Source organism: Vibrio sp. B1FIG11, from assembly GCF_905175335.1.
GTDB classification, from domain to species: Bacteria; Pseudomonadota; Gammaproteobacteria; order Enterobacterales; family Vibrionaceae; genus Vibrio; species Vibrio campbellii.
In genome coordinates, this window is record NZ_HG992751.1 from 1,998,918 (window position 1) to 2,021,898 (window position 22,981).

Consider the following 22,981-nt stretch of genomic DNA (forward strand, 5'->3'; position numbering starts at 1 on the left):
TTTTTGTGCTTCGTTGATTAACTGGTCTGACTAGTCTGGTAAGGAGACCAAGATGTTATCTGCTGTTCGACGTGCAAATCTTTACTTAAACCTTTTTGGTTTTTCCAAAGTCCCGCTCATTTGGTTATGTCGCCCAAAAATCTTGGCGATTGACGACCAACATGTAGAAGTCAAAATTCCGCTGAGACGTAGAACGAAGAACCATCTTAATAGTATGTATTTTGGTGCGCTTGCTGTTGGTGCGGATGTCGCGGGTGGCTTTCTTGCCATGAGTAAAGCTCAAGAGCAGGGAGAACGCATTTCTTTGGCTTTTAAAGGCGTGTCGGCTGAATTTTTAAAACGTCCGGAAGGGGATGTACACTTTGTTTGTCATGACGGCCCACTGATTGATGAAATGCTGCGAATGACACTAGAAACAGGCGAGCGTATTAATCGAGATGTTAAGATTACGGCGCTGTGTCCAAGCGTGAATGGTGAAGAACCAATGGCAGAATTTTCTCTAACGCTTTCGATAAAAAAAGCAGCTCAAAAACAAGCTGCTTAATGTCGTTTCCCATTTGATGGGTTTATACCAAGTCGATTTTCTCAATCGAAACAATTTTAGAGCGGTTTAATACCACCTTCCAGCGATAGTAAACGGGCTCATCGGTGTGGTTGTCTTCTTTGACAATCACATTGAGCAAGTGGCGTTTCTCAACGGACTCTTTACTCACTTGTCCTTCATTTAAGCGATAAACACGGTTGGAGCTCTTGTCCATTAAGCGAATAATCGGGCGTAGACTCATATTCAATGTCTCACGAGTTTGCTCGTAACCACTTAAGAACAAAGACGTCGCCATCTCGGTCTTAGCATGGTAGTGAAGAATTTGCTCTTCACGCTGAACGACTCGTTTCTTACGAATGTTTTGAATGCGGTCAGGCAAGCTTGAAAGCGAACGATAATCTAGCCATTCCAACTTGCGGCCAACGACTTTCTTCGTCGTCGGATCCATGTACTTCTTACGCCACTTTGGCTTACCTTTACGAATCCAGCGCCACATCGCGTCACGCAAGTCATCTTTAAAGATTTCACGTAGGGCATAAATAAAGGACATCGCGATAATGAAAGACGCAGAAATCTCGCCTAAGTAGTCTCGCGCAAGAATCACGGTACTCGTCACCACGACCATCACTAAACCTGTCGCGATGCCTTTGATTGCACGCTTAATGTTGTTACCCATCGACATGGTTTTTTCACGTAGGACGATAGGGTGCTCAATCAAGCGCCTTAATAAACGCATCTTGTTTGACAGACGCGTCACGTCATCCACAACGCTTGTCGAGTTGTAGTTATTTAGCTTACGGTGCGCTTGCTCTTTCTCACATAACGTAATCAAGCGATCTTTAATTGTGCTGTAATCGCCTTCGCGAGGAAGGTGAGCCACGAGAGATAGGAACCTCTGCTCGGTGTACCAAGACAGATAGTTATCGATGTTGACGTAGTAACGCTTGAGGTTCTCTTCATAAGGGATCGAACGACGCAGACGTTTTAGGATATCAAGCGTCAGCTCAATCACCTCATCGACTTCTTCAGCCGTGACACTGTCATTCTCGTGTTTATTTAGCGCCGCGACGGCTTTATCAAGTGCTATAACGTATTGATAAGCAAACAAACTCAAACTTACACGATATTGGCGATTGGACAGGCGACCACGTTTGGCGAGACGGCTGTGTACCAAAGGCAGCAGTACTTCCGTACTGTAGTAAGAGCGTTTTTGTGTAATCGAGGTGTAGTAGTACTCAGACTCACTAATGATGTCGGAATTTAACCCCAACTCACCAGGGACAAAAATATAGATATCAAGGTCGAGCGTTTTACTCTTTGCCAATGCGTGGCTGATTTTTAAAGTTACCGAGTCTTGTTTGTCGACAGTGACCAAGGAAGGCTCCTGATTTTGCTAAAGCATCCTATACCCATAAGCGTCCGTTAATTGCATTAACTTAAGTTCGGACTAGGATAAATTGTTGAACGATCAAAGCATAACAGAGAGGTTCGCTTTTCTCTCTGATTTTCTTGTTAGTTTGGGTATAATTCCCTGTAAATTTAAAAAGAGACAAATTCAATGATTAAAATTGGTCAAATTAACAGCTTAGAAGTCATTAAAACGGCTGATTTTGGCGTATTTCTGGATGGTGAAGATTACGGTTCTGTACTGCTGCCTAACAAATATGTTCCAGAAGGCACTGAGCTAGGTGCTCATCTTGACGTATTTCTTTACTTCGATTCAGAAAGCCAGCTAGCTGCGACCATTGATAAGCCTATCGCTCAAGTCGGCGAATGGGGTCTAATGAAAATCGAAGGCATCAACAAAACGGGTGCGTTCGTAAACTGGGGTATTAAAGAAAAAGATCTTCTGATCCCCTTCAGTGAGCAACGTGCACGCTTTACTGCTGGCCAAAACATTCTGGTTTACGTTTACACAGATAAAGCATCTGGCCGTATCGTAGGTACAACGAAGTTCAACAAATGGCTAGATAAAACGCCAGCTAACTACGAAGTGAACGAACAGGTTGATCTAATTATCGCTGAGCGCAGCCAACTTGGTTACAAGGCTATCGTGAACGGTGAACATTGGGGCATGATCTTCCCATCAGACGTATTCGGTAAACTGTTTATCGGTAAGAAACTGAAAGGTTACATTAAGCAAGTTCGTGAAGACGGTAAGATTGACTTAGCACTACAAAAAGTCGGCGTTGCGAAGATGGATGATCTTTCGAGTAAAGTGATTGAACTCCTAGAGAAGAAGGGCGGCTTCTTGCCTCTTAACGATAAATCTTCACCAGAAGCGATCTTTGAAACGTTCCGCACAAGTAAAGGTACTTACAAAAAGACCATCGGCGGTCTATACAAAGCGGGTAAGATCGTTATCGAGAAAGACGGCATTCGTCTGGCTTAATCGCTTATTAAAGCTTAAAGGCAGTCTTGGCTGGTGGTTCGAGGTTAAGTGAATGACATTTTGACTTTACCATTTAGAAAGTGTCAGCCAAAAAAATGGCCCAAACTCGTCCTTATTTTGGGCCTAGGGGAAACGGCTCTTTTAAGAGCCTGCGCTAAACTTTGTGACCAACACATATTGCTGGCTAAACATAGAGAGAAATGCCGTTTCAAAGCGATGCTTTGATACATTCAGTTTAGTACAGGGCACTCGGATCGCTAGTGAACCCAGTTCCAATCATGCTTTAGAACCAAAAAGCCATCGTAAATACGATGGCTTTTCATTTATTTATAGCGTGTCACTTTGCTACTAAAATAAGTTCTTATCACGCACAAGTTCGCGTGGCAGACCGTTTTTAATGCGGTTGCTTACCCATTTCCCAAGACCAATAATCGAACCTTCGTACTTAACGAATACTTCGCCTTTACCTGTCTTCATATCTGCTGGAATGTTTTGTGGGCGAACATCGCGACCCATGTACCACTCGCGTGCTTCTTCAATCGTTAACTCAATAGCATTTTTCTCATCGCCGGTAGCTAGAGCCGTTGCGACTTGATGTTGCCAGCGGTAACCGTTCTTGTGTGCTTCAGCAATTTTGATTCCCATACGAGAGAAACGCAGTTCACCAATCATTGGCTCTAGCGCGTCAGGGAAAAGCCAAACATCTTTCTCGCGAATCCAAACTGTGCTGTCTTCAGGCACTTTGATATCCATCGTATTTTGAAGCTGTTTAGCAATCTCTGCTGACTCTTTGTTTGATGCTTTCGCGAATGGGAATTTACCCATGCGCTTTTTCACTTTTGGCGCTTCGACTGCTGTAAGTTTACGAATGCGAGCAACGAAGAAGCCCTCACAGTCATAAACTTGAGGGAAGATGTGCAAGAAGCCTTCTTCAGTTAGCGCCGCTTCTGCGTTTTCAAACAGATCTTTTAAGCTTTCGAATTCAACCGCGTCACCAAATGTCTCTTTAAGGTGATGGCAAACCTGTTGGTTCTCTTCGGTACTCAACGTACAGGTTGAATAAACCATAACGCCGCCAGGTTTTAGAGCATGGAACGCACTTTCAATCAGATCTTTCTGCGTATCTGCAATCTCGACAACCGACGATTGCGTCCAGTTCTTCATTGCATCTTCGTCTTTACGAACGGTGCCTTCCCCTGAACATGGCGCGTCGAGTAAAACAGCATCAAACTGTTCCGGTAACCAACCGCCAAATACGCGACCATCGAAGTTGCTTAATGCTGCATTACGTACACCACAACGTTCAATGTTAGCGTGTAGCACTTTTACACGACTTGCTGCGTATTCGTTCGCTACCAACACGCCTTCGTTATTCATAAGCGCAGCGATTTGAGTCGTTTTTGAACCGGGCGCAGCTGCGGTATCAAGAACGGCATCGTACGACTCGTCATTCATAAACAAAGCCGATACCGGCATCATTGAGCTGGCTTCTTGAATGTAGAATAGCCCTGACATGTGTTCAGCAGTATTACCAAGTGGCACAATCGACTCATCCGCTTCGATCCAAAAACCCGTATTACACCAAGGTACAGGTGAAAGCTTCCAACCTTTTGCTTCAGCACGTTCGAGAAACGCCTCTACGCTAATCTTAAGCGTATTAACACGAATACTTTTGCGCAGTGGCTTTTGGCATGACGCGATAAAGTCTTCCATGTTGAGGTGAGCAGGGAGGATAGTTTGGATTTTTTCCAGAAAAGCTTCTGGGATGTAAACATTAGGATGCAAAGTGAAATCTCGATTGCAGAATTTGCTGCAAATAATATACGAAAGCGGGTCAGAAACGAATAGCCACATAAGAGTGAGTAATAAAAAAGAGCAGCGTTTGCTGCTCTTTACGTCGTTAGTGTTGTCTTAACGCGCTATGGTTTGGGAATTGCAGTGCGCCATTGAGTCCAACCTTCTTCAGCTTGAGGGTACAAGTAGAAAGATTGACCTTTTTTCGCCGCTGGTGGAATTTGCGATTGTTCTGGTGTCGAGAAAGCAATGCCGCCACGGACTAAGCTGTCAAATGTGCCTGCTTTGATGTTCGCGCCACCTAGGCCAATAGAAACATCGACACCTGAGACGTTCCAGAACACACTGTTTTGACGCACAAGGTAAGCATACTCAGGTTTAATCTCGATCCTCGTAACGACGCGATCAGCAAATTCACCCAAGCTGACTTTAGTTACGCTGCCTACTTCCATTTGTCGGTATAAGATAGGGGTACCAACTTGGACGGAGCCACGCTGTTCACTTTGTAGTGTGAAGGATACTCCTGGTTCCGCTTGCTCGTTCTTAGCTAAATCAAACTTAAATTTCGCGGAACCTTTACCTGGCTGTACGCTGATGGATTTCGATACCAGCGCTCCCAAATTCTTAACTCCGCCTAGGCCAATCTCAGGTTCTGTTAGCCAAAAGTGTGACCCGGTAACGGCGATGCTGTTGACATATTCAGGAAGAATGCGGGCGGTGACTTCAACCATTTCACGCTGAAAATTCGGTACCACCATTGTGACTTCACCGACTTTAACTCCTTGATATTTAATCGGCATACCTTTGGTCACTTCTTGGCTACCATTGGTTTCCAGCGCTATTACACGGCCAAACTTACGAGCTTGATTTTGATCGTTGTAAAGCTTCCAACGTTGGCCAACTTTATTTTCGATGCCAGGGATAGAATCGAAAGCAATGCCGCCCTTAATTAATGTCTTGAGAGGATGCGCTTTAACACTGATGCCAGATAAAGATGCATCTATTTCTACGCCAGAGCGGTTCCAAAATACCGTTTGTGTGGTTAGCAGATGAGCATAACGATTTTCAATGGTTGCTTTGACAACAACACCGCCGTCTACCAAGTTGAAGTCAGAGATGCTGCCAACTGGCAAGTTACGATAGAGCAGTGGGCTACCTTTGGAAATAGGAGGAAGCTCAGTGGCAAACAGGCTCAATGTCTTCGAACCAGTTTGGTTGTATTGGGCCAATTCTGCCAACGAAGCGCTTTGGAATAGTTGGTACTCTTTCTGGATACTCTCTTGCCCTTCGCTAACAAAGCTAATTGAGCCAGTAAGAAGCTGCTTCGCAGGAGGAACCGTAACACTCAAACCTGATTCTGTTAGTTCTGCAGAAGCGCTGCCAGTAACATAAAAACGGTTATTCGATTTGATCAGGTGTTTGTATTCGTTATCAATCAAAACATCCATAAACACTTCATGTTTTGCTGCCTGCGCTTTTGCTTCATCAAGCAGGCCGACTTTAATGATTGAACCTACCACGATGCCTTTATAAAGCACGTTTGCACCGCTATCCAAACCGAAGGAGTTATCAGACACAAGACGAATCGCAATCGACTTCTGTTGTTGCTGGTCAAAGACGTTCTGACGAATAGCAGTAAATCGACGAGCGCGTTCACCTTTACCCGGAACAATGGTCAAGAAATTGCCGCGAACAAGGTTTGCGATATTTTCGACGCCAGATAGAGAAACTTTTGCCTCTTCAAGAACAAAGCGCGTTCCTGAAGTCAGCATATCGCTAAAGGCTGGTTGAATAGCAGCGGATGCCAAAATGACTTCACGACCTTCAGAAAGATTTAAGTCTGTGATTTGTCCGACTTCGATGCCGCGGTACATGATGGGCGCGCCTTCGCCGCTAATTTTGTTGTCATCAGGAAGCGCGATTTTGATTGGGATCCCTCGACCAGCGGTTTTAAGGTCTTTATAAAGGCGGAACTCCGTGTTCTCTTTCACTGGCTCGCCATCGTCAGGCGAGTCTACCGCAATAGCACCGCCCAGTAGGGCACTCATGCTTTCAAGACGAACATCAACACCGTCAAAGCCGATGTTGGCACCAATGCCACTGACATTCCAAAAACGACTGTGACTGTTAATCAGGTGCTGGTATTGCTCTTGGATGTTGGCTTGGATGGTGATGGATTTCGCATCTTCGTTGAGCTGGTAGCTGAATACCTCACCAATTGGGATCTTTTTGTAGACGATTTGCGAACCAATCGAAACGCCACCCAAGTCTCGGCTCTTCAATTTAATGTTCAGGCCTTGTGTCACACGTAGGTCAGTAGGCGCTGATTCAAGTGCGGTGAAGGTCGTTTCAAACTTTTTACCGTCGCCTGGCTGAATAGAAATGTAGTTACCAGATACAAGTGCATCAAGACCAGACACGCCAGTTAAGCTGGCTGTAGGCTTAACCAACCAAAAGCGCGTTTTGTCGTTGAGCAACTTAGCCGCCTCTGGGTAGATGTCTGCATCCACATAAATGCTGCCCAAATCTTCGGATAGGTTGATATCTCGCACCATACCCACTTCTAAACCCTGATAGCGAATGGTCGTTCGTCCTGCGACTAAACCTGCTGCATCGGAGAAATAGATTTGTACACGTTGTCCCGCGTCATGAATCGATTTCATCACGAGCCATCCGGCTAATACCATAGTTAAAATCGGTAATAGCCAAAGGGGAGATATACCTTTACTCCTCTTTACATCTGGCACGTATGACGTTTGAGAACTGTTCTGATCACTCATTAATTGACTCTTTTTCTGATTGTGTTTGGGCTTGGTCCCAAATAAGCCTTGGATCAATGCTCTCCGCCGCGAGCATTGTAAGTACGACCACGACACCGAACGCTACTGCGCCATACCCCGGTGTAAAGTCGAGAATCTGTCCACGATCGACCAATGTCATCATGATAGAAATAACAAACAAATCCATCACGGACCATTTACCGATCCACTTTACTGCAAAATAAACCATCATTCGCTGTCTTCTATACACCGAACGTTTGAACTTGATACATAGCAAGATGTAAGTAAGGCCGAGAATCTTAGCGACAGGCACCACGATACTGGCAACAAAAATGATGATCGCGATTCCGTACATGCCATTTTTAACCAAACCCGCAACGCCTGAGAAAATGGTGTCCTCTAAACGTTTGCCATTGGTGAGCAAAATCGAAATCGGAATCAAATTAGCAGGGAAGATTGCAATGGTCGCGGCGATTAAGTACGCCCACGTCTTTTGGATTGAATTCGGTTTGCGATGATACAGCTCATGGTGGCAGCGATGGCAATTTCTACCCTCAGGCTGCGATAGATGGCATTCATGGCAGTGCACATCTTTGTGTTCAAAGTCATAACTGGTTTCAGGTTGCCAAGCTTCCCAATAACGACGAACGCTAATACGAGAAATTAATAAAACAGTAAAAACTTGCAGTAGCACAAGACCAATCAAGCCAGGCCCAACAAAAATATCGGAGTAATCTTGGAGTTTGAAGCAAGAGATCGCGATGCTTACAAGAAAGACATCCAGCATCACCCAATGCTTAAGATGCTGAATCAACCAAAGTGATACGCGCAAACCTTTAAACCACCGTTTGTGTAGCGACCAATGGGCCGTGACAACAGAACTGCAAACGATGAGTGGGGCGAGTGAGCTACAAAATAGGATAAGAATAGACAGAAGAACAAAGCCTTCTTGAAAAAGCGTGATCATTCCTGAAGGCAATGTTGCTGGAATCATCACACCAAACAGACGAATACTGATAAAATTAAAAAAGTGCGAAGGAATAAAAAGCAGAATACAGGTTACTGCAATAGCAAGATTACCTGACAGGCTAGGGCTGCCGCCGCGGTATAGTTGAGTGCCACAACGTGGGCAGTATGCATTTTTACCGTTAGGCAAATCGACGATATCGACAGGCAGTTCGCAACCTTGGCATAAGCGGACGCTGCTTGGTTGCATGGCGTGTTTAGACAGAGAGGTCACAACGACCTCTCTACAAAGAATGGGTTAAGCGTGGGACTGAATGCCCCCGTACAAGGTTTGATATAAGCCTTCTTGCTCAACGAGCTCACCATGTGTTCCTGTTTGCGTCACTCTTCCGTCTTCAAGCACATAAATCAAATCCGCTTGCTTCACCGCGGATAAACGGTGGGCGACGATAAGCGTGGTTCTTCCACGTAAGAATTCAGTTAACGCCCTGTGCAATGCCGCTTCGGTTGCGGTATCTAATGCCGACGTTGCCTCATCTAGGATAACAAATTGTGGGTTGCTCAGCACCATACGAGCAATCGCCAAGCGCTGACGCTGACCGCCGGATAGGCGAATACCATTGCGACCAATTTGAGTATCCAAACCATGGTTAAGTTGAGAAATGACATCTTGCAGCTGTGCAACTTCGAGTGCTCGCCACAGTGACATTTCATCAAAGTCACCACCAAGGGTGAGATTATGCCTCAAGGTGTCATTAAATAGTATAGGTTGTTGTAAAACAACGGCAATCTTGTCGCGTATCACTTCAAAACTGATGTCTTCCGTCAGTTCATCATTAAAACGGATAGAACCTGCATTCTGACGGTAAACCCCGATCAAGAGCTGGATAAGCGTCGATTTACCACCGCCACTCGCACCCACAAGCGCCACTTTCTTGCCCGCAGGGATATGTAGAGAAAGATCGTCCAGTACTTTGTTTTCATTGTTGTATGAAAAATCAACATGTTCAATTTTTACATCAACTTCTCGATTTTCTTTGAAAGGATTTACTCTCGAGACAGGTCTATGTTCTTCCTCTAACTCGAGTAGGTCATTGATGCGTTTAAGCGCCGCTTTTGCGCTGTACCAAGAGAACTGGATGCCCAAAAGCTCTTGAACAGGAGACAACATAAACCAAAGGTAACCAAACACCGCAAAGATTTGACCAATGGTGAGATCGCTGAACATCACCATTAACATTGCGACAGCGCGAAACAATTCGAAGCCGATTAAGAAAAGGAGAAAAGAAACACGTCCAGCGGCTTCTGATTGCCATGCGTATTTGTCAGCATCGATACGAACTTGATCCGCGCTGCCTTTCAGTTGTTGAAGGAATTCTCTTTCTTTATTAGCTGCACGCAGTTGATAGATGCCGTCAAGCGTTTCGACTAGGCGGTTTTGGAAAATCTCGAACGAGTGGTTTTCTTTACGTTTGAGGTGCTTAACCATACTTCCCAACTTTCGCGAGAAGTAGATGACAATAGGGTTAACCAAGAGGATAAAAAGACCGAGCCTCCAATCGAGCCAAAGTAGCACGATTGCCGTACCAATAACGGTTAGAAAGCTGATAACGAATTTTGCTAATGTAGAACCAATAAATTTATCAATGGTCTCGATGTCAGTGATAAGGTGTGCGTTAATGCCACCGCTGCCTTTGGTTTCGTATTGTCGAATGCTAATACGTCCAAGCTTGTCGATCATCTTACTGCGCATTTCAAAGGTGATGGTCTTTGAAACGAGGGTGAATTGACGACTTTGAAGAATATTCAGGCCTTGGCTAGCGGCTCTCATCAGTACAACCAAGAACAGAGTAAAAAAGATATAACCCGTAGGTGTATGCCACGCTTCTGGTAAAACCGAGTTCATCGCCGCAAGGCCGGATGCCGGTTTGTCCAATAAGACTTCATCTACCATAAGAGGCATAAGAAGAGGGATTGGAACACTAATCAAGGTTGCAAGTACAGCTATCAAGTTCGCTAGAATCAGCTTGGACTTGTGCTTTTTCACTTGTGTTATCAACCAAGAACGGCTAATAGTGTCGTTTTTCGGATTCATTGTAATTGAGAATAAGTCCTATTAAAAAGTAGGGCTGCATTGTAACGCCATACCATAAGAATGGAAGCCTAAATAAAAAGTAGGAAGTTAATATGAACATAGAACAATACCAAAGACTTACCAAGCAAGCAGTTGCGCTTATCGAATCAGAAAAAGACTACATCGCAAACCTTGCTAACATCAGCGCTCTTCTATTTATGGAACTAGAAAACCTAAACTGGGCCGGTTTTTACCTAACAAAAGGGGATGAATTGGTGCTTGGTCCTTTCCAAGGTAAGCCTGCTTGCGTTCGAATCCCAATGGGAAGAGGTGTCTGTGGCACTGCTGCACAAACTAACAGCGTACAAAGAGTATACGACGTGCACGAGTTTGAAGGTCATATTGCTTGTGATGCAGCAAGTAACTCAGAAATTGTTATTCCTTTTACTATCAATGGGGAAGTGGCTGGAGTATTGGATATCGACAGTCCAAATATCGGTCGATTCAATGAAATTGATGAAGAAGGTCTCACTTATTTTATGGCTGAAGTAGAAAAGCTGCTTAATTCGCACGCTAACGACGCATAAATTCGCCTTCGAGTGTGGTTTTTCCTTGGCATGTCACTATAATACGAGAATATTTTTTCTTAATGCTTCGCGGAAATCCGCTCAAACCAGGAACCCTCATGACTGAAAAGTTAAAAAACAGCAAAGAAGTTATCGCATACATTGCTGAATGTTTCCCTAAGTGCTTTACTTTAGAAGGTGAAGCAAAGCCTCTGAAAATTGGTATTTTTCAAGATCTTGCGGAACGTCTAAATGAAGACGAAAAAGTAAGCAAAACTCAGCTTCGTGCAGCGTTAAGACAGTACACTTCATCATGGCGTTACCTACACGGTGTAAAACCAGGTGCAGTACGTGTTGACCTAGATGGCAACCCATGTGGTGAGCTAGAAGAAGAACACGTAGAACACGCTAAAGCGACACTTGCTGAAAGCAAAGCGAAGGTTCAAGCTCGTCGTAAAGAGCAAGCTCAAAAAGCTCGCGAAGAGGGTAAGGCGAAAGCAAAACCTGCGGCTAAGAAGCCACAACAGCCTCGTCGTGCTAACAAACCAAAAGTACAAAAAGAAAGTAAGCCTGTTGAAACACGCGCACTAAACGCTGACGAAATCACAATCGGCAACGCAGTTAACGTGAACATGGGCAAAGGAAACATGGCAGCGACCATTGTTGAAGTCAATAAGGATGATGTACGTGTTCAACTTGCTAACGGCCTACAAATGGTTGTGAAAGCGGAGCACTTGCGCGCATAAGGGAGATACTCCTACGCATGAATTGCCGTTCAAAAGTGACACTGATTGCTGCTAGCTTCTGGCTAGCAGCATCAGCTCAGGCTCTAGAAGCCAAACTAAACAAAGATGATTTGCCGGTTCTTGCACCTGAAGTTCAGCATGAAACAGCCAGCAAACGAGTAACTTCTCGATTTACCCGCTCTCATTATAAGCACTTCAATCTTAACGATGATTTCTCTAAAGCGATCTTTGAACGCTACGTAGAAATGCTTGATTACAATAGAAATATTTTTACTCAAGCCGATATCGACTCTTTCAAAGATTGGTCAATCAGCCTTGATGATCAGCTTAAAGCTGGTAACAACAAGATTGCTTTTGATGTTTATAACCTTTCGATGCAGAAGCGTTTTGACCGTTTTGCTTACGCGTTGACTCTACTCGATAAAGAAATCAAGTTTGATACTGATGAATTTATTGAATTAGATCGTTCCGAGGCTGCATGGCCAAAAGACGAAGCAGAGTTAAACGAATTATGGCGTAAACGCGTTAAGTACGATGCTCTTAATCTTAAAATGACTGGCAAAGAGTGGCCAGAAATCAAAGAGGTTTTAGAGAAGCGTTACAACAACGCGATGAAACGTATCACGCAAACTCGCAACGAAGACGCTTTCCAACTTTACATGAATGCTTTCGCTCGTGAAGTTGATCCGCACACTAGCTACTTATCTCCTCGAAATGCCGAACAATTCCAATCAGAGATGAACCTTTCTCTTGAAGGTATTGGTGCCGTGCTTCAAATGACTGATGACTACACAGTGATCCGTTCTTTGGTCGCGGGTGGCCCTGCATCTAAGAGCAAGCAACTAGGAGAGGGTGACCGCATTATTGGTGTTGGCCAAGATGGCGAAGAAGTTGTTGATGTAATCGGTTGGCGTCTTGATGATGTGGTTCAGCTAATCAAAGGCCCTAAGGGAACGAAAGTTAACCTGCAAGTCTTGCCTGAGGGCAAAGATGCGAAGAGTTACGTTGTCACAATTGTCCGTGACAAAGTTCGCTTAGAAGACCGCGCGGTTAAATCTGAGATCATCGAAAAAGACGGTAAGAAGATTGGTGTACTTGAAGTGCCGAGCTTCTATGTCGGTCTTTCGAAAGATACAGATAAACTGCTGTCTGAACTGAAAACCAAGAACGTTGATGGTGTCATCGTTGATTTACGTAACAACGGTGGTGGTGCCCTAACAGAGGCAACCGCGCTAACGGGTCTCTTCATTAAAGAAGGTCCGGTTGTTCAAGTTCGTGATAGTTACGGTCGTATCAAAGTGAATGCGGATACTGATGGTCAAGTAAGCTACGATGGCCCACTGACGGTATTAATCAATCGCTACAGTGCTTCAGCGTCTGAGATTTTTGCGGCGGCAATGCAGGATTACAACCGTGCGATTATCCTTGGTGAAAACTCTTTCGGTAAGGGTACCGTTCAGCAGCACCGTTCATTGAACCATATCTACGATCTTTTTGATAAAGAGCTTGGCTATGTTCAATACACGATTCAAAAGTTCTACCGCATTGATGGTGGTAGTACGCAAAACCGTGGTGTAGCACCAGACATCGCTTACCCGACTCCGGTTGAACCAAGCGAAACGGGCGAGAGTGTTGAAGACAACGCACTGCCTTGGGATAGTATTGATAAAGCAAAATATCAGACGTTCCCAAACAATGACTCACTTGTTACTAAGCTAACTGAACTTCATAACAAACGTATCGCTGATGAAATGGAATTCCGCTTCATCAATGAAGATATCGAGAAGTACCGTAAAGAGAAAGACGATAACTTGTTGTCTCTTAACGAGAAAGTTCGCGAAGATGAATCAGATAAAGCGGAAGCTCTACGTCTAGAACGCATTAATGAACGTCAATCTTCAATGGATAAAGAACCATTCAAGACACTAGACGATGTGCCGAAAGACTACGAAGCGCCGGATGTTTATCTGGATGAATCAGTAGCGGTTATGGTTGATATGCTGAAGAACTAAAAATTCAGTCAGAACGACTAACAATTCTGTGAATCATGAGCGAGTCATAATGACTCGCTCTTTCTTTTATGTGTTTAAAACGTGTGTTGAATAGTGAACTCGGTCGTTCATACGCTTAATTTGCACCAACAATTTACGTGATGTAGATCAAATATTTCGCGAAAACGAGATCTAGAGCCTAAGCTAAAAGAAAACGATAAGGATACCGTTATGAAATGGTTCATTATTTTGCTTAGCGTTTGCTGCTTTAGCGTTTCTAGTGCGGAAACTAACAAGGAAGACGAACTTAGCCACTTTGACACTCCGTTTTTGATCGGGGATTGGTACCTCATGAATCCCAATCCCGACGATTCTTCTGAGAATTTTCGAGCGATTAAGCTGACCTTGGGCTCAGACTACACGTTCTCTATCGATATACAGAAAAAAGACTACTCAATTGACCATTGGGAAGGGTTGTACAATGCAAATGAAGACACGATTGTCCTAGGGTTAAACACGGACGAACCGCAAATTTATGCATATCGCAACAACCATAACACTCTCGACCTTAACGGCGTGACCTTTACCAAAGGACTTTCGGATGCACTTGCTGGTATTTGGTCCAGTTCTCAGGTTGGCGGCGATGGCATGCTTGCTAACAACATCAATCAGATGGACTTAATCCTCCAGCCAGACTTTGTGTTCATGTTTAGAGTATCGAATGAAAAAGGTGAGGAGTCGGTTAAGCAAGGTGTTTTCTATACCGAAGGCGAGCATTTGGTTCTTTTGTATGAGAATGGTGAACACGGAACACGCTATACATTAAACCAAAATGAACTCACTATTGAAGATTCTAATGGTGATATGTACGCGGTACTCAATCGAGTGACGCCATAAATGATTCATCACCATTATTTCACGCAGGTTTATTAATAGTGAAATATTCTGATGTTGATTAAATGTTAAACAGAAAGCGGAGCTAAGCCACTAAAAGCTCCGTTTTTTTATAGAAAGACTTGTATTCTGATACCACAACCCCTACAAATAGCTTATATCGTGATACCAGTAAGAGGTGTTTGAGCCTCTAGTCCTGGTATTTTTATGGTTCTATATACAAGGATTTATGGACATGTCTCAAGCTCCCCAAGCGAAATATCGCAAAGATTATAAGGCGCCATCTCATCACATTACTGATATTGATTTGACGTTTGATCTTTATGACAACGACACGATCGTTACAGCAGTATCAAAAGTAGTTCAAAAGGGTGAATCAACCACATTGGAACTCGACGGTGAAGGGCTAGAGCTACGCTCCGTAAAAGTAAATGGTGAAGATTGGTCTCATCATGAAATCAAAGAAACTTCTTTAGTTCTTACGGATCTTCCTGCTGAATTTGCATTAGAAATCGTCACTAAGATTGACCCAGAAGCAAATACTGCCCTTGAAGGTTTATACAAATCAGGTGGTGCATTCTGTACACAATGTGAAGCAGAAGGCTTCCGCCGCATCACTTATTACTTAGACCGCCCAGACGTTCTTGCAAAATACACAACAAAAGTAATTGCAGACAAAGCCGTTTACCCATACCTACTAAGTAATGGTAACCGTATCGCTGAAGGCGAAGCAGAAAATGGACGTCATTGGGTGCAATGGCAAGATCCGCACCCAAAACCAGCTTACCTGTTTGCGTTGGTAGCCGGTGATTTTGATGTTCTACGCGATAAATACACGACAAAATCTGGCCGTGAAGTTGACCTAGAAATCTTTGTCGACAAAGGTAACCTCGATCGTGCGGGTCATGCAATGACCTCACTTATCAACTCTATGAAGTGGGATGAAGACCGCTTTGGTCTTGAATACGACCTAGATGTTTACATGATCGTGGCTGTAGATTTCTTCAACATGGGCGCGATGGAGAACAAAGGTCTAAACATCTTCAACTCGAAGTTTGTCCTTGCGAATGAAAAAACCGCGACTGACCGCGAATACCTTGGTATTGAAGCGGTAATCGGTCACGAGTACTTCCACAACTGGACGGGTAACCGTGTGACTTGTCGTGACTGGTTCCAACTGAGTTTAAAAGAAGGCCTAACGGTATTCCGCGATCAAGAATTCTCATCAGATTTAGGCTCGCGTGCAGTAAACCGCATCGACAACGTTCGTACTATTCGTGGTCCTCAGTTCGCGGAAGACGCAAGCCCTATGTCGCATCCAATTCGTCCGGATAAAGTTATTGAGATGAATAACTTCTACACGCTAACTGTGTACGAAAAGGGCAGCGAAATTATCCGTATGTACCACACGCTACTTGGTGAAGAAGGCTTCCAAAAAGGCATGAAGCTTTACTTCGAGCGTCATGATGGCACCGCGGCAACGTGTGAAGATTTCGTTTCTGCGATGGAAGACGCAACGGGCGTTGACCTTAAGCAGTTCCGCTTATGGTACAGCCAGTCTGGTACGCCAACACTTCGTGTAAACAGTGAATACAATGCGGAAGCAAAAACTTACGCACTAACGGTTGAGCAATTTACTGAAGCAACACACGACCAAGCAGAAAAACAAGCGCTACACATTCCATTTGATATTGAGCTATACGCACAAAACGGTGACGTGATTCCCCTGGTTATCAACGGTGAATCGGTACACAACGTCCTGGACGTGAAGCAAGACAAGCAGACTTTCGTATTCGAAAACGTCGCAGAACAACCAGTGCCCTCATTGCTTCGTGAGTTCTCTGCACCAGTTAAATTGGAATACGATTACAGTGATGATGAACTGATTTTCTTGATGAAGCACGCAACGAACGATTTTGCTCGTTGGGACGCTAGCCAAATGCTATTAGCGAAATACATTCGTCAAAACGTCACAAATGTTCAAGCAGGTGGAGAGGTTAAGCTGTCAGAAGACTTGATCGATGCATTCCGCGGTGTCCTGCTTGATGCAAATCTTGAACCTGCGTTTATTGCTCAAGTGCTTTCTCTGCCTTCCATCAACGAAATCACTGGTTGGTACAAGCAGATTGATATTGATGCGGTAGATACGGTACTGAATAGCATTACAGTGTCACTTTCTAAAGAGTTAGAAGATGAGCTGAGTGCTACTTATCATGCATTGAACCAAGCAGAGTACAGCATTGCTCACGATGCAATTGGTAAACGAGCTTTGCGTAACCAATGTCTGCAGTTCCTAGCTCACACTGAAAAGGGTAACGAGCTAGCGAAAGCGCAATACGAGTCATCAAACAATATGACGGACACGATCGCGGCCATGAGTGCAGCAAACAGTGCACAGCTTGAATGTCGTGAAGCTCTAATGGCGGATTACAGCGACAAGTGGAAGCATGATGGTCTGGTTATGGACAAATGGTTTGTTCTTCAGGGCAGCAACCCAGTAGAAAACGCACTTGAGAAAGTGAAAGAAACCATGAGCCACGAAGCATTTAGCTTGAAGAACCCGAACCGTACACGTAGCTTGATTGGTTCTTTCTTAAACGCAAACCCAGTGCAATTCCATGATAAGTCAGGTTCTGGTTACCAGTTTGCTGGTGAGATCCTTCGACAGTTGAACGATACCAACCCACAAGTGGCATCTCGTCTGATCGATCCTCTATTGAAGTTCCGTAAATACGATGAAGGTCGCCAAGCGCTTATTCGTGCTGAGCTTGAAAAGCTTAAAGCGATGGACAACCTAGCGAAAGACCTATTCGAAAAAGTGACTAAAGCACTAGACGAATAATCAACAAAAGAATAGGGTGGTCAGTACGATCACCCTAGTTTTTTGTTCTGACAACAAACCATTCTCATGAACCAGTATTACTTCTCCCTCAACATCCCATATCAAACATTTCTTTCACACTATTCTGGCATAGCAAGCTCTGTACAGGTCATTACTGATAACGGCTTAAGAGTGCAACTAGATGCATCAAAATTTCGACCTTTTCTTACGCAATTAGGCGTTAGAGGTCGTTTTAGACTCACAACTGACCAAAATAATAAGTTTCTAAAGTTAGAAACTCTGTGATGCCCGATATTCCTAGTGAGTTAAACAGGAATCTTAGTCACATAATCAAACATTTCACCTCCTACCACTGCTATTTCTTGTTAAACATTTGTAATTATGCTTTTACAATAAGCGCATGCATTACCTATGCTTAGTTTCGAGGCTCAAACCCGAAGTTAAGTCCCCCTACAAAACAACAATTCTAATGTGGAGTGTGAATATGACCGCGCGTGAAAATGTAGTGCCGGTTCTGCTTGAAAAGGTATACCAACTAATTCAAGACAAACTCGAGCTTTCTCACCAACCGCTTGTAACTAAACTTGCTCAACACTTATTTAGTAACATTGCTGATGATGACTTAATTCAGCGAAACGAATCCGACCTTTATGGTGCTGTTGTTAGCCTGTGGCACCACGTCAATGAAAAGAAACCAGAAGATATTTCTGTCAGGGTATTCAACCCGACTGTCAGCCGCCAAGGTTGGCAATCAACTCACACTATTGTTGAAATTGTTGTACCGGATAGCCCGTTTTTGGTGGATTCCATCAAGATGGCGCTAACGCGACTCGACCTTGTTTCTCACTTGATGCTCAACAACCCAACGCAACTAGAACGCGATAAGAAAGGGCAAGTGACGGACGTAAATGGCGAGGGCGGCGTTCTTCAATCTCTATTCCACATCGAAGTAGACCGTTTAACCAGTAAAGATGAAATGCAAGCGCTGAAAAATGAGTTGCTAACCATCTTATCAGACACGCGCTTAGTCGTTGATGACTGGAAGCAAATGGTTGAAAAACTTAAGATCGTTACCAACGACCTTGAGAAGAATAAAGATCGTGTTTCAATGAAAACAGATCGTTTAGATGAAACGATCGAATACCTACGTTGGTTAGGGGATCATAACTTTACCTTCATGGGCTATAAAGAATATGATCTTGTTAACGTCAACGGTGACACTGAACTCCAGCCGGTGAAAGAGAAAGGCCTTGGCATGTTTGCTGATGACAGTCGTGTTCGCAGCATCAAGCTTTCTGAACTGTCAGACTCTGCGCGCCTTGAAGCGAAAAAACCTTACGCGCTGATCATCACTAAGGGCAATCAGGCCTCTCGTATTCACCGCCCAGCTTACACTGACTACATTGGTGTTAAGAAATTCGACAAGAATGGCAAAGTGATTGGTGAGCACCGTTTCACAGGTCTTTACACTTCTGCTGTATACAACCAAGCCGTACAAAGTATTCCTCTGATCCGCGAGAAAGTGGATCGTATTCTAGAAGCGAGTGGCTACCGTAACGGATCATACTCGTACAAAGCCCTGCACAACATTCTAGAAAACTACCCACGTGACGAGTTGCTTCAAGCTCGTGAAGAAGAGCTATTAGAAGTGGGGATGGGCGTCGTGCAAATGCAAGATCGTGACTTGTTGCGTCTATTTGTTCGTAAAGACCCGTTTGGTCGATTCTTCAGCTGCATGGTTTACGTGACAAAAGATCGTTACAACACCGAGCTTCGCCGCCAAACGCAACGCATTCTTAAGCAGTACTTCGGCTGCGAGCAAGAAGTTGAATTCACAACCTTCTTCTCAGAAAGCCCGCTGGCGAGAACCCATTACATTGTTCGTGTAGACAATAACAACATTGATGTAGACGTGAAAAAGATTGAGCAGAACTTAATGGAAGTATCGACTTCATGGGATGACCGCCTAAAAGAATCCATCATTGCAAACTTTGGTGAGAGTAAAGGTCTTCCACTTTCTAAAGAGTACATGAGCGCATTCCCACGTTCATATAAAGAAGACATGATGCCAGGTTCTGCGGTTGCAGACATCGAACGCCTAGAAGCGTTAAGCGATGATAACAAGCTTGGAATGTTGTTCTACCGTCCACAAGAAGAAGCGGCAGAATCGAAAGCGGTCCGTTTAAAGCTATACCACCGCGACGAGCCGATTCACCTATCTGACGTGATGCCAATGTTGGAAAACCTAGGCTTACGCGTGATCGGCGAATCACCATATGAGATCGAAACTAACAACGGCCAAACGTTTTGGATCTTAGACTTCTCAATGCTGCATAAGAGCGACAAGACCGTTGATCTTCGTGAAGCTCGCGATCGTTTCCAACAAGCATTTGCAGCGATTTGGGCTGGTAACTTAGAAAGTGATGGCTTCAACCGTTTGGTACTAGGCGCTTCACTGTCTGGTCGTGAAATCTCAATCCTTCGTGCATACGCGCGTTACATGCGCCAAGTTGGCTTCCCATTCAGTCAACAATATATCGAAGATACTCTCAGCCATTACCCGGATTTAGCTACGGGTCTCGTTAACCTGTTTGCTAAGCGATTCGATCCAAAACATAAGGGCAGTGAGAAAGGTCAGAACGATCTCATTAAGAAGATTACTGAAGAATTGGATCGTGTGGAAAGCTTGGATGATGATCGTATTATCCGTCGCTACATGGAAATGATCACAGCAACGCTTCGTACTAACTACTACCAGCTGGACGAAGATAAGCAGCCAAAACCTTGGTTATCATTGAAGATGAAGCCAAGCGAAATACCAGATATTCCTCAACCTGTACCTGCATTTGAAATCTTTGTGTACGCACCGGATATCGAAGGTGTGCACCTACGAGGCGGTAAAGTCGCACGTGGTGGTTTGCGTTGGTCAGACCGTCAAGAAGACTTCCGTACGGAGATTCTTGGACTGGTTAAAGCACAGCAAGTTAAGAACACGGTTATTGTCCCTGTGGGTGCAAAAGGTGGCTTCGTATGTAAACGTCAGCACACTCTAACTAACCGTGATGACATCTTTGCTGAAGGTCAGCGTTGTTACAAACGCTTCATTCGCGCGCTTCTTGATGTTTCCGATAACATCATCGAAGGTGAAGTTATTCCGCCGAAGAGTGTCGTACGTCACGATGAAGACGACCCATACTTGGTTGTTGCAGCCGATAAAGGTACAGCTACGTTCTCTGATTTGGCGAACTCAGTGTCGGATGAGTACAACTTCTGGCTAGGTGATGCGTTTGCGTCAGGTGGCTCTAACGGTTACGACCACAAAGCAATGGGTATCACTGCGAAAGGTGGTTGGGAATCGGTGAAACGCCACTTCCGTGAAATGGGCATCAACTGTCAAACCACTGACTTCACGGCAATTGGTGTTGGTGATATGGCAGGTGACGTATTTGGTAACGGTATGCTGCTATCTAAGCATATTCGTCTGCAAGCTGCGTTTAACCACATGCACATCTTCATTGATCCAAATCCAGATTCAGCCACCAGCTGGGAAGAGCGTAATCGCTTATTCAACCTGCCACGATCAAGCTGGGAAGATTACAATGCGGAGTTGATCTCACAGGGCGGTGGTATCTTCTCTCGTCGCTCTAAATCGATCCAACTTACGCCAGAAATCCAAAAAATGTTGGGCACGAAGAAAGCGTCTTTAGCTCCAAATGATCTAATTAAGATGATCCTGCAAATGGAAGTGGATCTACTTTGGAATGGTGGTATCGGTACGTATGTTAAAGCTTCTAGCGAGACACACACCGACGTTGGCGACCGTGCAAACGACGTACTCCGCATCGATGGACGTGATTTAAAAGCGAAAGTCGTTGGTGAAGGCGGTAACTTGGGTATGACTCAGTTGGGTCGTATCGAATACGCAACCACAGGCGGTCGTGTAAATACGGACTTTGTAGATAATGTTGGCGGCGTAGACTGCTCGGACAATGAAGTAAACATCAAGATCTTCTTGAACGGTCTTGTATCGAATGGCGATCTAACGGTTAAACAGCGCAACCAGATTCTGGAATCGATGGAAGACGAAGTGGGTGAGATCGTATTGGACGATGCATACCGACAGTCTGAGTCGATTTCTGTGACTGAACAACAAGGTGTTGGCATCGTTAAAGAGCAAATCCGCTTTATCCATACAATGGAGAAGGCAGGGTACTTGGATCGTGCTCTTGAGTACATTCCAGATGACGAAACGCTCATTGAGCGCGAAAAACAAGGACTTGGCCTCACACGTCCTGAGCTTTCGGTTCTGGTAGCGTACGGTAAGATGGTTCTGAAAGAGCAATTGGTCGCTGACGAAATTGCAAATGACGAATTCCATGGAAAACAATTAGTTGCTTACTTCCCAAGTGAGTTACGCCGTAACTACAAAGATCAAATGGTAAACCATCCACTGCGTGCTGAAATCATCGCAACAGCGCTGGCAAACCAAATGGTTAATGAAATGGGCTGTAACTTCGTGACTCGTCTTCAAGAAGAGACGGGCGCGAGCGTGGTTGATATCGCAAATGCTTATAGTGCAACCCGTGAAATCTTTGAACTGGAAGGTATTCTTAAGCAAACTCGTGCACTAGATAATGTTGCAACCGCAGAAGCTCAATATGAGATTATGTTCTACGTGCGTCGCGCATTACGCCGTATTTCTCGCTGGTTATTACGTAACCGTAGCGGTAAGAGCACAGTAACTGAGCTCGTTGCACTATATAAAGACGATGTTCACACTATTACTGAAACGCTGGACACCATGCTAGTTGCATCAGAAGTCGAAGAGCATAACGAACTTGCTCAGAAATGGATTGAGCGTGGAGTAGAAGAGAAGCTGGCTCATCATGTGGCTCGTCTTTCTAGCCTGCAGTCAGCACTGGATATCTCAGCAGTGGCAAGTGAAACAGGTAAAACCGTTGAGCAAGCTTCGAAGCTTTACTTCAACTTAGGTGACCGTCTATCACTTCACTGGTTCTTGAAACAAATCAATGGTCAAGCGGTAGACAACAACTGGCAAGCTCTTGCTCGTGCGGCGTTCCGTGAAGATCTTGATTGGCAACAACGTCAATTGACAGCTCAAGTACTAACTTGTGGTTGCTCAACAGAAGATCTAGATGTGATGCAAGCGCTAGAAGATTGGATGACAACGAATGAGCTGTCACTCCATCGTTGGGAAAGCATCTTGAACGAGTTCAAAGTCGGCTCAGTTCATGAGTTCGCTAAGTTCTCTGTAGCGCTTCGAGAGTTGGTTCTACTCAACTTAAACTGCTCTTCAAACGAATAGGGTAAGTGACTTTGACAAAGGCCTCGCAATAGCGGGGCTTTTTTATGTTTAAACCATTTCAATCAA

At 44.5% G+C, this 22,981-nt stretch carries 14 protein-coding genes; 9 read left to right on the forward strand and 5 right to left on the reverse strand.

Going from position 1 to position 22,981, the window contains the following annotated elements; translation table 11 throughout:
• Window positions 1-52 precede the first annotated feature (52 nt).
• Complete coding sequence (locus KHO06_RS09435) at window positions 53-544, forward strand: DUF4442 domain-containing protein (RefSeq protein ID WP_005430975.1); 492 nt, start codon at window positions 53-55, stop codon at window positions 542-544.
• Window positions 545-566: 22 nt separating this feature from the next.
• Here KHO06_RS09435 and KHO06_RS09440 read toward each other — a convergent pair whose 3' ends face one another.
• Complete coding sequence (locus tag KHO06_RS09440; RefSeq protein ID WP_038890275.1) at window positions 567-1,919, reverse strand: hypothetical protein; 1,353 nt, start codon at window positions 1,917-1,919, stop codon at window positions 567-569.
• A 183-nt stretch (window positions 1,920-2,102) separates the two neighbouring features.
• On the opposite strand from KHO06_RS09440, the gene KHO06_RS09445 reads away from it, so the two are divergent.
• Entirely contained in the window at window positions 2,103-2,936 is an 834-nt protein-coding gene (locus KHO06_RS09445) for a S1-like domain-containing RNA-binding protein (RefSeq protein WP_005430978.1), read from the forward strand.
• 348 nt (window positions 2,937-3,284) lie between these two features.
• Here the strand turns inward: KHO06_RS09445 and rsmF are convergent, their stop codons facing one another.
• From rsmF to KHO06_RS09465, 4 genes are all read right to left on the reverse strand, one after another.
• Entirely contained in the window at window positions 3,285-4,721 is a 1,437-nt protein-coding gene (gene rsmF / locus KHO06_RS09450; RefSeq protein WP_212581423.1) for a 16S rRNA (cytosine(1407)-C(5))-methyltransferase RsmF, read from the reverse strand.
• Between the two features lie 134 nt (window positions 4,722-4,855).
• Window positions 4,856-7,510: an MlaD family protein gene (locus KHO06_RS09455; RefSeq protein ID WP_212581424.1), complete on the reverse strand. Its 2,655-nt coding sequence runs from the start codon at window positions 7,508-7,510 to the stop codon at window positions 4,856-4,858.
• Window positions 7,503-8,750, reverse strand: coding sequence for a paraquat-inducible protein A (locus KHO06_RS09460; RefSeq protein WP_212581425.1), 1,248 nt, complete (start codon window positions 8,748-8,750; stop codon window positions 7,503-7,505). The genes KHO06_RS09455 and KHO06_RS09460 overlap by 8 nt, the downstream gene beginning before the upstream one ends.
• A 24-nt stretch (window positions 8,751-8,774) precedes the next feature.
• Entirely contained in the window at window positions 8,775-10,571 is a 1,797-nt protein-coding gene (locus KHO06_RS09465; protein WP_212581426.1) for an ABC transporter ATP-binding protein, read from the reverse strand.
• Window positions 10,572-10,663: 92 nt separating this feature from the next.
• Between KHO06_RS09465 and KHO06_RS09470 the strand changes: the two genes are divergently transcribed.
• The 7 genes from KHO06_RS09470 (at window position 10,664) to KHO06_RS09500 (ending at window position 22,915) form a co-directional block, all read left to right on the forward strand.
• Window positions 10,664-11,137 carry a GAF domain-containing protein gene (locus tag KHO06_RS09470; RefSeq protein ID WP_038890269.1) on the forward strand — a complete coding sequence of 158 codons (474 nt, stop codon included), beginning with the start codon at window positions 10,664-10,666 and terminating at the stop codon, window positions 11,135-11,137.
• Window positions 11,138-11,235: 98 nt separating this feature from the next.
• A complete protein-coding gene (proQ, locus tag KHO06_RS09475) occupies window positions 11,236-11,862 on the forward strand; it encodes an RNA chaperone ProQ (RefSeq protein ID WP_005446802.1) in 627 nt (208 codons plus the stop codon).
• A 17-nt stretch (window positions 11,863-11,879) separates the two neighbouring features.
• On the forward strand, window positions 11,880-13,874 hold the full coding sequence (gene prc / locus KHO06_RS09480) for a carboxy terminal-processing peptidase (protein WP_212581427.1): 1,995 nt from the start codon (window positions 11,880-11,882) through the stop codon (window positions 13,872-13,874).
• Window positions 13,875-14,084: 210 nt separating this feature from the next.
• A complete protein-coding gene (locus tag KHO06_RS09485) occupies window positions 14,085-14,750 on the forward strand; it encodes a hypothetical protein (protein ID WP_005426672.1) in 666 nt (221 codons plus the stop codon).
• 232 nt (window positions 14,751-14,982) lie between these two features.
• Window positions 14,983-17,589: an aminopeptidase N gene (gene pepN / locus KHO06_RS09490; protein ID WP_212581428.1), complete on the forward strand. Its 2,607-nt coding sequence runs from the start codon at window positions 14,983-14,985 to the stop codon at window positions 17,587-17,589.
• Between the two features lie 66 nt (window positions 17,590-17,655).
• Window positions 17,656-17,874: a DUF2835 domain-containing protein gene (locus tag KHO06_RS09495; RefSeq protein ID WP_005532375.1), complete on the forward strand. Its 219-nt coding sequence runs from the start codon at window positions 17,656-17,658 to the stop codon at window positions 17,872-17,874.
• Between the two features lie 199 nt (window positions 17,875-18,073).
• Complete coding sequence (locus KHO06_RS09500) at window positions 18,074-22,915, forward strand: NAD-glutamate dehydrogenase (RefSeq protein WP_045380541.1); 4,842 nt, start codon at window positions 18,074-18,076, stop codon at window positions 22,913-22,915.
• Window positions 22,916-22,981 lie beyond the last annotated feature (66 nt).